This is a genomic window from Pseudomonas sp. PS01301 (assembly GCF_029960215.1).
GTDB classification, from domain to species: Bacteria; Pseudomonadota; Gammaproteobacteria; order Pseudomonadales; family Pseudomonadaceae; genus Aquipseudomonas; species Aquipseudomonas coleopterorum.
The window spans coordinates 99,902-112,166 of record NZ_JASCPM010000002.1 but is presented as its reverse complement, the minus strand read 5'-3'; the positions used below and the strand labels follow the sequence as shown (position 1 = coordinate 112,166).

The window sequence follows — 12,265 nt, the reverse complement described above, 5'->3', positions numbered from 1 at the left end:
GCCTACACCACCAGTTGAGCACCGCCGGCCTGGATGGCCTCGCGGTACGCGCGGGGGATTTTCTTGTCGCTGACCACGCACTGGAAGTCGCTCAACGCGCCGAAATGCGCCGTGCGCACGGCGTCGAACTTGGAGTGATCGGCCAGCAGCAGGCACTGCCGCGCCTGACGCATGACCTTCTGCTTGACCTCCACCTCGTGGAAGTTGAAGCAGGTGACGCCGCACTCCAGGCTGACGCCGGCCGCGGAAACGAATGCCCAGGTGAGCCGTACGCTGTCGAGAATGCTGGCTTCGGCCTGGCTCTCGAACACCTGGTTCTTGCGGTGGAAAACGCCACCGCACAGGACGATGTTGCAACGGGTTTTCTGCTGCAGCTTGAGCAGCACGTTCAACGAGTTGCACACCGCAGTGAACTCGAGATCGTCGGGAATGAAGTCGACCACGAAGGGCACCGTCGTGCCGCAATCGAAGAACACCGTGTCGCCCGGCTGAATGAAGGCGGCTGCCAGCTTGCCGATCCGGCGCTTTTCCTCGACATGCCGGGTGTCCTGCTCGCTGACCCGGTAATCCCCCGGCTCCGGGTCGTCGTGGGCGCGCGTGATGTAGCCGCCCAGCAACCGCAACTGTTCCGGATGCCGGCTCAGGTCGCGGCGCAGGGTCATTTCGGACACGTCGAGCAAGGCCGCCATCTCGCGCAGATGCACGGCTTTCTGGTCTTGCAGGACCTGTTGGATCTGTTTGATTCGGTTGGTTTTCTTGACGTCCACGGGCATCCAGGCAATCCGTTGATGAGGTAGATACGGTTGATACCGCGAACAAAGTAACACCAATTGTTAATTTTATAACGTGCGGGCCAAGGCCCCGTGTTTCCACTGATGACAGGAATCGCTTCATGACTTCACTCGACCCCATCGCACTGGCGCAGACCATCGATCACACCTTGCTGGCGGCCGATGCCAGCCGCGAACAGATTGCCACGCTTTGCGCGGAGGCCCGTGAGCACGGTTTCTACTCCGTGTGCGTGAATTCCAGCCAGGTGCCCGTCGCGGCCAGGCATCTGGCGGGATCCGCCGTCAAGGTCTGCGCCGTGGTGGGCTTCCCGCTGGGTGCCGGCCTGAGCGCCGCCAAGGCGGCGGAAACCGTGCTGACCATCGCCGCCGGCGCACAGGAAATCGACATGGTGCTGAACATCGGCTGGCTCAAGGAAGGGCTGTACACTGACGTCCGGGACGATATCGCTGCGGTGCTGCAGGCCTGCGGCGAGGTACCGCTCAAGGTCATCCTGGAAACCTGCCTGCTCGACGACGCGCAGAAGGTACGTGCCTGCGAGATCTGCCGCGAATTGGGCGTGGCGTTCGTGAAAACCTCCACGGGTTTCAGCCGCAGCGGCGCCACGCTCGAAGACGTCGCCCTGATGCGCCGGGTGGTTGGCCCGGACATCGGCGTCAAGGCGTCGGGCGGCGTGCGTGACGTGGCCACGGCCCAGGCGATGATCCAGGCCGGCGCCACCCGTCTGGGCACCAGCTCGGGAATCGCCATCGTCACCGGCGGCCAGGCGGGCAGCGGCTACTGAGCCCACGTGCGATTGAGGAATGTTTTTCACCAGTGTCGATCCAAAAGGTCGGAAACGGACGTCAGGCTGACCGTTAGACTGATGTCATCTCTTGAATCTTGGACAGACACCATGAATGTACGAACTCAGGACACTCGATCGCACGATCTGGCTGACCATGACGCGTTCAGCCGTACCTTCCAACAGGACCAGTTGAGCATCGGCTTCATTGCCCCGGCCTGCGGCTACCCCGACAGCCCGTTCCCCAGCCTGTCGGACCAGGCCGAGATCGTGCAGAGCCTGGACCGCAGCGACGCCGCGGCCCTGTGGCTGCGCGACGTGCCGTTCTACGACCCCTCGTTCGGCGACACCGGCCAGGTACTCGATCCGCTGGTGTACGCCGGCTGGCTGGCCGCCCTTACCCAGCGCATCGCGATCGGCACCGCCGGATTCGTCACGCCCCTGCGTGAACCGGTGATCACCGCCAAGCAGATCACCACCGCCGACCAATTGCTGGGCGGACGCTTTCTGGCCGGCATGGCCTCCGGTGACCGGCCCACCGAATACCCGGCCTTCGGCGTCGACTTCGGGACCCGTGTCGAGCGCTATCGCGAAGCCGTGGCCTTGATCAAGACGTTGACGTCGGTGTCATTTCCACGCCTGAAGACCGAGCATTTCGGCCATTTGCGCGGGGACATCGACCTGGTACCCAAGCCGGCAGCCTCGCGCATCCCGCTTATCGCCATAGGTCGGGCCGGGCAGAGCCTGGAGTGGCTGGCCGAACACGTCGACGCCTGGATCTGGCACGGCGACGCCCAGCGCATGCCGGAAGTGGTGCCGCACTGGCGCGAAATGACCGAATCACGGGGCTTCGTGCCCTTCGGCTACGGTGCGATGTTCGATCTGGACAGCAACGCCGACGCCCCACTGCAGACCGGCCGAGTCCTGCGCGGCGGCCGCCATGCCTTGAAGCAGTTCTTCGCGCAGCAACGCGATGCGGGCATCAACCACGTCGCCCTGAACCTCAAGCCGACTCGACGTCCGGCATTGGAGGTGATTGCGGAGCTTCAGGAACATGTGCTTCCCGAGTTCTCGCTGGCATAAGGTTCATCAGTCCCTCTCGCCTCGGTGTGCTGTAGGCCGCCTGGGATAGCAGGGTCTAGAGCTTGTCCCGGCGCATCTGTGACACCAGAGTGAAGCGGTCCTGGGGGTGGGTGGTTTCCGAAACCACCATTACCGCCCCGTCCTTGTCGCGGTATTGCCGCAGAATGTTCAGGCCGGGTGAACCGACGTCCGCATTGAGGCTTTTGGCAATCTCGACCGAGAGCAGTACCGCACGTACCTGCTGATCCACCACATCAATGTACCGGCCGAAATGCCGTTCGATCAGGGCGGCGATCAGCTCGTCGGGATGCTGGTTGGCCAGTTCGATCACTTCCGAATAGATATCTTGGGCGTACACATCGGTCCAGCAGAGCGGCGCGCGCGGGTTTTCCTGATCGACGCGCAGGCTGGATACTCGAAAGTAATGCTCCCCAGGCTCAAGGCCCAAGCGCTTGGCCTGCGCGATGTCGGCCACGAAATGCAGGACGTTCTGAATGCTGCGCACTTGGGTTTCGGCCAGGTGCACCAGATCCGATACCGAGGCCAGCGACTGCGAGTATCCACCGATGGGTGTGGCCGACTCGACCCGTGTGCCGACTCGCTTGCGGCGTGACACCAGGCCCTGATTCTGCAGCTGGGTAATCGCCGCGCGCACGGTGTGCCGACTCACCGCATAGAGGTCGCACAGCTCCAGCTCGGTGGGCAGCAAGGTGCCCACCGGAAATCGACCGCTGGAAATCCCTTCCCTCAAGTCCTTCGCAACGACCTCATAGCGCGTCTGGCTCATACCTTCCATCAGTCTCAAGCGATCAACGAGTTGACAGTGTACCAGTGCGCGCGCAATTATTATTATGTACGTACATATTAATATGTATGGTTAATAACAAACATAACAGGATCTTCTCATGTCCAGCACCGTCTTTGATTCCGCTCTCTTTCGTGACATGTTCGGCACAGCGGAAATGCGTGCCGTGTTCTCCGACCAGGCGCTGATCGAACGCTATATCGAAGTGGAAGTGGCACTGGCGCGCGCGCAGGCAAGCTGTGGCGTCATTCCCGGCGAGGCCGCCGAACGCATTGCCGAAAGCGCCACCTATGCATCCCTCGACCTGGCGCTCATGCAGCATGAGACCGAAATCGTCGGGTACCCGATTCTCCCGCTGGTCGAGCAACTGTCGAAAACCTGTGGCGATGCAGGTCGCTACGTCCATTGGGGGGCGACCACCCAGGACATCATGGACACCGCCGTCGTACTGCAAGTCCGCGCCGCGCTGCTGCTGATCGAGCGTGATATCAAAGCGGTGCGGGGCTTGCTCGCCGACCTCGCCAGGCGCTACCGCGACACCCCCATGGCCGGTCGCACCCACCTGCAGCACGCCCTGCCGATCACCTTCGGCTACAAATGTGCCGTGTGGTTGAGCATGTTCGATCGCCACGCCGAGCGTCTGGTCGAACTGCGTCCGCGGGTGGAAATCGGCCAATTCGCAGGTGCCGCCGGAACCCTGGCGTCCCTGGGCGACAAAGGTCTTGAGGTGCAGGAAGCGCTCATGGCGGAATTGAACCTCGGCGTTCCGCAAGCCACCTGGCACGTTGCCCGGGACGGCCTGGCCGAAACCCTGAATTTCCTCGGCCTGGTCACCGCGTCCCTGGGCAAGGTCGCACTGGACGTCATGATGATGATGACCAGCGAACTGGGCGAGGCGTACGAACCTTTCGTCAAGGGACGCGGCGCCAGCAGCACCATGCCGCAGAAGCGCAATCCCATTTCCTGCGAACTGATGTATGCGGCCGCCAAAGGCGTGCGTCAGCAGGCCGGGCTGATGCTCGACGCCATGATTCAGGACTTCGAACGCTCCACCGGTCCATGGCAAGCCGAATGGATCGCCATTCCCGAAGCCTTCGCCTTGAGCGCCGCGTCGCTGGCCCAGGCCAAGTTCATGCTGGCGGGTCTGGAAGTACGTCCCGAGCGCATGCGCAAGAACCTCGACATGACCCAAGGGCTGATCGTGGCCGAAGCCGTGATGATGGGCCTTGCGCCAGCGCTGGGTCGTCAGGTTGCGCACGACGTGGTCTATGCCGCCTGCCGCCTGGCCAACGATGAAGGCACCAGCCTGCTCGACGCGTTGCTTGCCCAGGGCGAAGCCACCGCTGAACTCGATATCGAAGAACTCAAGCGACTGACCGATCCGGCCAACTATCTGGGCCTGGCACCGCAGATGGTGGATATCGCCCTGGCCCGCGAGGGCAGCGTCAAACGCTGATTGTTCGAAGGCTCGCCGCGATCGAGCCCTTCTGCCTATTGCTCGCCTATAACAACAACGAGACTGCAGACATGACGACCCTCAACAAAAAGCCGTTCTAAAAAGACCTGACCTTCCAGGTCATCGCCGCCATGGTGCTGGGCATTGCCTTCGGCTTCCTGGCGCCGGAACTGGCAGCCAAGTTCAAGATTCTCGGGGATATCTTCCTCAAGTTGATCAAGACCGCCGTTGCCCCTCTGGTGTTTTTCACCGTGGTCCACGGCATCGCTTCGGCGGGTGATATAAAGCGGGTCGGCAAGGTCGGCCTGCGCGCGCTGATCTACTTCGAAATCGTCTCCACCATCGCCCTGGCCATTGGCTTGCTCTGGGGCAATCTGCTGAACATCGGCTCGGGCATGCACGATGCGCATCCAAGCAGCGCCACTGCCGCCGCAGCGACTGCGGCAGTCGCCAAAGGTCACGCCCCGGCCTCGACCCTGGACTTCATCTACGGCATCTTCCCCGACAACTTCGTCGGCGCCTTCGCAGGTGGGCAGTTGCTGCAGGTGCTGGTCATCTCGGTTTTGTTCGGCTTTGCCCTGCTGGCGCTCAAGCCTGAACGTCGCAGCGTCATCGAAGATGGACTGAGCCGCATTTCCGAATGCTTCTTCGAGTTCATCAACCTGATCATGAAGTTCGCCCCTTTGGGTGCCTTCGGCTCGGTGGCCTATGCCGTAGGCAGCAACGGCGCGGCGGTCCTGATGTCCCTCGCCAACCTGGTGCTGATGTTCTATGTCTGCATCGCTTTCTTCATCTTCGTTGTGCTCGGCATCGTCTGCCGAATCTCGGGGTTCAGCCTGTGGCGCTTCCTCAAGTACATCAAGGATGAAGTCTTCATCGTACTCGGCACCGCTTCTTCCGAGAGTGCGCTGCCTCGGCTGCTGCAGAAGCTCGAGAAGTTCGGTTGCTCCAAGCAGAGTGTGGGACTGGTGCTGCCGACCGGTTACGCCTTCAACCTGGATGGCACCTCCATCTACATGTCGCTGTGCGTGCTGTTCATCGCCAACGCCTATGGCGTACCTCTGAGCTGGGAACAGCAATTGGGCATTATCGCCATCATGCTGGTGACGTCGAAAGGTGCCGCGGCGGTGTCTGGTGGCAGCTTCGTGGTCTTCGCCGCCACGGTCACCGCCATCGGCTCGCTGCCGGTGGAAGGACTGGCGTTGCTGTTCGGGGTGTACCGGTTCATGTCCATGGCGATCGCCACCTGCAACACCATCGGCAACAGTGTGGCCACGGTGGTGGTGTCGAAGTGGTCCGGCGAGTTCACCGAGCACACCGCGCGTGCGGAGTACCATCGGGTATTGGGGCGCAACCCGCAGGCAGCGCTCTGAGCGTCGGCAAGTCGGACTTGGTGAACAGGGCTCATGGGTTTATCCAGCCGTAGGCCATGGCCACCCATGCGCTTGCTCTCTCTGGCCCTGGACGAAGCCAGCGAGAGCAAGCGCCGAGCCGCGGTGCAGTCGGCCACAGGGGAAGTGACGCCCAAGCTGGGCGAATACACCAACGACGTTCTACCTGGCCTTCTACGTCGGCTGGCCCAAGGCGATGTCGGCGGTGCCAGTGTCCAGGGAGGTGGTCACGTCACGGGAGTGAGCGTCCAGCATCAAAGTGGCCATGCTGGAAGCGCTAACGTTTCACCCCGCAGCGCTCGGGGTTTTGCAGCGGGTGTACTCCAACTGGTAAAGGGTCGCTTCCGGGGTGCTGGACTGCCCTTCCAGCAACCGGTGCAGCTCGACCATGAAGGCATCGCCCGCGGCCTCGACATAGTCGGCAGCACAGCCTTCGATCATGACGATCCAGGCTGGAATCTGGGTGCCTTCGGCGCGGGCCTTTTTCTCGGCGGTTTCGACCTTGCTGACCGCCTCGTCAGCCACGCACAAATGCACGCCCGTGATGCCCTGCCTGTCGGCCAGCGGGGCCAGGACCCGTTGACGCAACGCATCGGAAACGGGCTTGTGCTGCTCCTGTTCAACGTCGAAGCGGACAGTCAGTAGATAGGCGCCCTGCCCCACGCCGCTGGTGTACGTCACATCGCAGATCGAGCGTGCGACGTTGCGATAGGATTTCACCGACTGCTGCGTCCAGGGCGTCGGCGTATTGAGTCGCGACAGGTAGTCCTGTCCGCCCAGGACCTGCACGCTGTCAGCCTCGTAAAGGTTGAAGTAGGTCGGCCCCGCATTCAGCGCAATGTAGCGACGCCCGCGCAGAAAGCCTGGAATACCGGCACGCTCGGGCATGTGCTCGCGGTTGTGCCATTCATAGAACTCGTCCCGCGCTTCGGGCAGAAGATCGTGCCAGATCGCGACCACACCTGTTCCTGCAAAACTCATGGTGTTCTCCTCGGGTAGTAGTCAGTCAACGTTCGGATGGCGACCGGCTACCCAGGCAGCACCCATTTCGGCCACGTAAGGCACAACCGCCTGAGTTTGCTCGCCCAGCCCCTGGCCGCCGACCCGCATCGTGTCACCCGCCTTGAGGAACACGGGTGGCTTCTGCCCCAGGCCGACCCCCGGTGGCGTACCGGTGATGATCACGTCGCCAGGCATCAGCGGCATGAAGCGGCTCAGGTACGCGACAATGTGGGCGACGCTGAAAATCATCGTGCGGGTGTTGCCGGTCTGCAGTCGCTTGCCGTTGACGTCGAGCCAGAGGTCCAGCGTCTGTGGGTCGGCGATCTCGTCACGGGTAACCAGCCATGGCCCCAGCGGCGCGAAGGAAAAACCGCTTTTGCCCTTGGCCCACTGGCCTTCGTATTCGAGCTGGTAGGCCCGTTCCGATACATCGTTGGCCAGGCAGTAACCGGCGATATGATCCAGCGCCTGCGACTCCGGGATCTGCCAGGCGGGCGTGCCGATAACGATGGCCAGCTCCACTTCCCAATCGAGCTTTTCGGCGCCGGTCGGCAGGATGACCGGATCGTTGGGCCCGCTGATGGAGCCGGTGTGCTTGTTGAACACCACCGGCTGGCTCGGGATGGGTGTATTGGTTTCTGCAGCGTGGTCGGAGTAGTTCAGGCCGATGCAGATCAGGTTCGGCACACTGCCCACGCAGGGACCCAGGCGAGTGCCGGGCGCCACCGGTGGCAATTTTTCAATGTCGACGCCGCGCAACTTCTGCAGCACATCCGGGCTGAGGGCTGACGCGTCGATGTCATCGACGATGCCCGAAAGGTCTCGGACCTCTCCCTTCGAATCCAGAATGCCTGGTAGTTCCTGCCCCGGTGAACCGAAACGAACTAAGCGCATGTATTACTCCTTGAGCGTTGAGAAATGGACAGATATGGAGCCTGCACGGCCGAACCGAATGTGCAGCGGCTCATTGACGGGTACATCGAGCACACCGGCATAGGATCCGGTGATGATCACCTGGCCTGCCCGCAGGCCTATCCCCTGTGCAGACAGAAAATTGGCCAGCCAGACGATGGGCAGAATGGGGTCGGCGTCCGGGTGGCGCCCGTTGATTTCGATTGGCTGGGCGGCACCGCGCACGGAAATGTCCAGTTCGGCTGGCAGCCTTGCACAGGACAACGTCGTCCGCGGCCCAAGGACCAATCCGTGGTTGAACAGGCCGTCGGCCAGCAATTGCTCGAACGGCAGCGATTGCGGATCGGTGTATCGGCAGCCGATCACCTCCAGGGCCAAGTGGGTATCGCCGATGGCAGCGATGATGTGTTCGGCGGTGTAGGGTTCGCCTCTTACCGGCAGATCGCGGGTCAGGATGCAGGCAAGCTCCGGCTCGATCCGCGCCTGCTGGGTATCGGCGGGCAACTCATAACGCTCGCCCCTGACGATGCTGTCGCTGTAGAGGGGCGCCACGATCCACTTGCCCGTGGGCGGCAATGCACATTTCCATCCGCCCACGGTCTTGCCGGCCAATGGCCCGACGCGCTGCTGAATGGCGAAGCCTTCGGCCAGGCTGGTGGGCCGGCCAGACTCCGGCAGCGCTGTCAGGCGGATACCTTCGCGGCGGGCGTGGACCAGGGCAGCCGCTGCGGTGTCCAGCGCAGTTGCTGTTTCACTATGGACTGTTTCACTGCGGGCGCAAGGCTGCTCGTTCATGGGCGCACCGAGTGCACATCGTTCTGCCGCGGCCACACCGTGCCCACCTTGTGGGCGGCGTCTTCGAGCAGCGCATGCAGCTCTTCGTAGCGCTCCGGCTGCATGCGCATGACCGGGCCTGCGATGCTCATGGTGCCCACCACCGACCCGCCGGGAATGAGCCTGACCGGCACCGCGATCGCCCACACCCCGGCCTCGGCCTCTTCAACGACCAGACCATACCCGCGCTCGCGTGTCAGCTTCAGGTCGCTGAGCAGCGATTCGATGGTGCTGAGCGCTTTTGGCCCCTGACCGGGATTCGCCTCGGCGCTCCCCAGTCCACTGCGCAGCGCGTGCTCGACGGCCTGCTCATCGGGCATCGACGCCAGCCAGGCCTTGCCGTTGGCCGTCGCGTACAGATTGATCGGGTGATCCATGGCGGGCGAATAGACCAACCCAGGCGCCGCGCCTTGCGCTGACGACAGCCAGGACAGGCTGCCTTCGCTGACGACGGTGAGTCGCACCAGTTCCTGGCACTGCCTGGCGACCTGTTCGATGATCGGCTGAACGCGCTCGGGCAGGCCGATGCCGTGCAGGTAACGCTGGCCCAGCAACGCCAGTTTCAGGGTCAGGCGATATTGCGACGTTGCCTCGTCCTGTTCCGCCCAACCCTGTTCGACCAATTGCGCAAGCACGCGGTGAGCCGGTCCCTTTTCCAGGCCCAGGTCGGCAGCGATGTCGGACATACGCATCCAGCGGGCTTCACGTGCCAGCAGCTCGATGGCTTCAAGACAACGGTCGACGGCACCTTTGACGACTCTCATATTTTTCTCGACTTATCTTTGACATCACGGTTGATTTGATCAACATTGCCCTTAACGGAACAGTGTTCCAACAGTATGCAGTCCCCGTTGGATAAGTCAAACCGCTGCGGATATTCCATGCATGTACCAGAGAATCCGATCTCGCCTACAGCAAGCCTCGCGCCGCGAGGTTGTGCATCACCGCCCGCAGGCCGTAGGTCCATGGGGCAGCCTCATGGCTATAGGTCACCGTGTTGCGCAGGCTGCCCAGCAGCGCGCTGCCGATGCTGACCTCGTCGCCCTGCTTGTGGGTGAAGCCGCTGCCGGGGGCTTCACGATCCTGGGTGGGCGCAAAGAGAGTGCCCAGAAACAGCATGAAGCCATCAGGGTATTGATGTTCACCGTTCAGCGTCTGGGCCACGAGTTCCAGGGGATCCCGGCTGATCAAAGCCATGGAGCTGCTGCCTTCCAGAGTGAAGCCGTCCTCACCCTGAACGTGCAGATCGACCACACAATTGCGCACGTCGTCGAGGCTGAACGTCTCGTCGAACAACCGGATGAACGGGCCGATGGCGCAGGACGCATTGTTGTCCTTGGCCTTGCTCAACAGCAGCGCGCTGCGGCCCTCGAAATCACGCAAGTTGACGTCGTTGCCCAAGGTCACGCCATGCACCAGCCCCTGACTGTTCACCGCGAGCACGATTTCCGGTTCCGGATTGTTCCATTCGGATTTGCGATGGATGCCGATTTCGCTGCCACTGCCGACCGCGGCCATCACCGGCGCCTTGGTGAAGATCTCCGCATCAGGGCCAATCCCCACCTCCAGATACTGCGACCACATCCCCTGCTCGATGAGCACGGCTTTCAGACGCATCGCCGCAGGCGAGCCGGGTTCGATGGCGCGCAAGTTGTCGCCTATCGCCTCCTGAACCAGCCGCCTCACGCTTTCGGCCTTGGCCGCGTCACCTCGCGCCTGCTCCTCGATCACGCGCTCGATCATGCTGGATGCGAAGGTCACACCTGCGGCCTTGATCACCTGGAAATCGGCCGGCGGCAGCAGCGACGGCTCGTTCGGATCGGCATGGTTGCCGGTATTGGCCAGCAACGCCTCGACGGTGCCGATGTACCGGCCCGGCGTCAGACGAACCGCCGACACCGGCGAGCGGTGCTCCAACAGGTCGCTCATCGTGGAAAAGCTGTCGGAAAGATCGAACACGCCCTCAGGTCGAATCACGATCGGCGAAGGTCCTGCGATAGCACCTGGGACCCAGGCACGGCCTATCAGTGTGCCAGCGACGCCATCCACCGGCAGTGTGTTCTGGCGCGTCAGTTTCAAAAGTCCCATCGCAGGTTCCATTTCAGTCGGCTATCGGAGCCTTGAAAGTACTGGACGGGCTTCGAAAATCCCAATGACTCAATCTCACCCATCAATGCTGTTTCGTTATCGACGCGCAGAGGCTCACCGACATGCACAGCGACCACATCACGTTTTCCAGCGTCACACGGTGGCTGAAGATCAAGCACCTGGTTCTGGTCAACAGCCTGGCCAAGACCCGGAACATGCACACCACTGCGCAACACATGAATGTCACCCAGCCGGCCATCAGCAAGCTGCTGCGCGACCTGGAAGAGTCGCTGGGTTTTCCACTGTTCGAGCGACAGACCCGCAATCTGGTACTGACCGAACTGGGCGTGTTCGTCGCCCGCTACGCACGCGTTACCCTGGAAGACACGGAGTCATTCGTGGACCAGGTCAACAAGCTGCGCAAAGGCGGCCATGGCCACTTGAAGATCGGCACCATTTTCGCAGCCACCTCGGTCGTGCTGCCCGAGGCCATCGCCTGCATCAAACGCAAACGTCCGCTGCTGGCCATCGAGGTGATCGAGCAAACCAGCAATCAGTTGCTGGAGATGCTGGAGCAGAAAAAACTCGACCTGATCATCGCGCGCTTCACCCACGATGATTGTCAGTCGTTCGAATTCGTCCCGCTGGGACCCGAGCCGTTTTGCCTGGTCGCCAACCATGCCCACCCGCTCTGCCAGCTCGACGAAGTACCCTGCGCAGCGCTGAGCGAGTGGCCATGGGTCATGTACCCGTTCAATACCCCCATTCGCAGGCGCATGGAGCGTGCCTTCCGGCTGTTCGACATCGCGTCGCCCACCAATACGGTGGAAACCATTTCGATGCAGACCTTCCTGCAGCTGCTCCAGTCCGGCCCGATGCTGGCCATGCTGCCGGAGTCGATGGTCCAGTCGCACGTGCAGAGCGGACAGTTGCGAGTGCTCAGGACGCCCTTCAGCGTCGAGTCCCAGGATTACGGTGTCATCACCCGAAAGGATGAGCAGGTATCGGAACCGACGCAGAGCTTCATCGATACGCTGCTCGGGTTCGCCAGCCAGAGGCGCACTGCCACCGGCGATGGATGAGCGCGTCGAACCCTGCCATGAGACAAAGTTATCAAGCAA

12 protein-coding genes are annotated in these 12,265 nt (G+C 62.2%); 5 read left to right on the top strand and 7 right to left on the bottom strand.

Features of this window, described 5'->3' with window-relative positions; all coding sequences use genetic code 11:
- Positions 1-2 precede the first annotated feature (2 nt).
- Positions 3-773 carry a DNA-binding transcriptional repressor DeoR gene (gene deoR / locus QMX89_RS01535; protein ID WP_082223554.1) on the bottom strand — a complete coding sequence of 257 codons (771 nt, stop codon included), beginning with the start codon at positions 771-773 and terminating at the stop codon, positions 3-5.
- Positions 774-892: 119 nt separating this feature from the next.
- Between deoR and deoC the strand changes: the two genes are divergently transcribed.
- Positions 893-1,573 (top strand): deoxyribose-phosphate aldolase, encoded by a 681-nt coding sequence (deoC, locus tag QMX89_RS01530; RefSeq protein ID WP_282346208.1) that lies wholly within the window; start codon positions 893-895, stop codon positions 1,571-1,573.
- 111 nt (positions 1,574-1,684) lie between these two features.
- Complete coding sequence (locus QMX89_RS01525) at positions 1,685-2,656, top strand: LLM class oxidoreductase (protein WP_282346207.1); 972 nt, start codon at positions 1,685-1,687, stop codon at positions 2,654-2,656.
- A 55-nt stretch (positions 2,657-2,711) separates the two neighbouring features.
- Here the strand turns inward: QMX89_RS01525 and QMX89_RS01520 are convergent, their stop codons facing one another.
- The gene (locus tag QMX89_RS01520) at positions 2,712-3,443 is read right to left on the bottom strand and encodes a GntR family transcriptional regulator (protein ID WP_090362128.1); all 732 of its coding nucleotides are present in this window, start codon (positions 3,441-3,443) and stop codon (positions 2,712-2,714) included.
- A gap of 118 nt (positions 3,444-3,561) precedes the next feature.
- On the opposite strand from QMX89_RS01520, the gene QMX89_RS01515 reads away from it, so the two are divergent.
- Both QMX89_RS01515 and QMX89_RS01510 read left to right on the top strand, forming a co-directional pair.
- Positions 3,562-4,917: an adenylosuccinate lyase family protein gene (locus tag QMX89_RS01515; RefSeq protein ID WP_282346201.1), complete on the top strand. Its 1,356-nt coding sequence runs from the start codon at positions 3,562-3,564 to the stop codon at positions 4,915-4,917.
- Between the two features lie 107 nt (positions 4,918-5,024).
- On the top strand, positions 5,025-6,290 hold the full coding sequence (locus tag QMX89_RS01510) for a cation:dicarboxylase symporter family transporter (protein WP_282346325.1): 1,266 nt from the start codon (positions 5,025-5,027) through the stop codon (positions 6,288-6,290).
- Between the two features lie 303 nt (positions 6,291-6,593).
- Here the strand turns inward: QMX89_RS01510 and QMX89_RS01505 are convergent, their stop codons facing one another.
- The 5 genes from QMX89_RS01505 to QMX89_RS01485 form a co-directional block, all read right to left on the bottom strand.
- A complete protein-coding gene (locus QMX89_RS01505) occupies positions 6,594-7,289 on the bottom strand; it encodes a DUF4286 family protein (RefSeq protein WP_090357652.1) in 696 nt (231 codons plus the stop codon).
- A gap of 21 nt (positions 7,290-7,310) precedes the next feature.
- The gene (locus QMX89_RS01500) at positions 7,311-8,204 is read right to left on the bottom strand and encodes a fumarylacetoacetate hydrolase family protein (protein WP_049859233.1); all 894 of its coding nucleotides are present in this window, start codon (positions 8,202-8,204) and stop codon (positions 7,311-7,313) included.
- A gap of 3 nt (positions 8,205-8,207) precedes the next feature.
- Positions 8,208-9,017: a fumarylacetoacetate hydrolase family protein gene (locus tag QMX89_RS01495; RefSeq protein WP_282346196.1), complete on the bottom strand. Its 810-nt coding sequence runs from the start codon at positions 9,015-9,017 to the stop codon at positions 8,208-8,210.
- Positions 9,014-9,820: an IclR family transcriptional regulator gene (locus QMX89_RS01490; protein WP_134721116.1), complete on the bottom strand. Its 807-nt coding sequence runs from the start codon at positions 9,818-9,820 to the stop codon at positions 9,014-9,016. The genes QMX89_RS01495 and QMX89_RS01490 overlap by 4 nt, the downstream gene beginning before the upstream one ends.
- A gap of 145 nt (positions 9,821-9,965) precedes the next feature.
- On the bottom strand, positions 9,966-11,144 hold the full coding sequence (locus QMX89_RS01485; protein ID WP_282346187.1) for a fumarylacetoacetate hydrolase family protein: 1,179 nt from the start codon (positions 11,142-11,144) through the stop codon (positions 9,966-9,968).
- A 122-nt stretch (positions 11,145-11,266) separates the two neighbouring features.
- Between QMX89_RS01485 and QMX89_RS01480 the strand changes: the two genes are divergently transcribed.
- Positions 11,267-12,226 (top strand): LysR family transcriptional regulator, encoded by a 960-nt coding sequence (locus QMX89_RS01480; protein WP_282346185.1) that lies wholly within the window; start codon positions 11,267-11,269, stop codon positions 12,224-12,226.
- Positions 12,227-12,265: the final 39 nt, after the last annotated feature.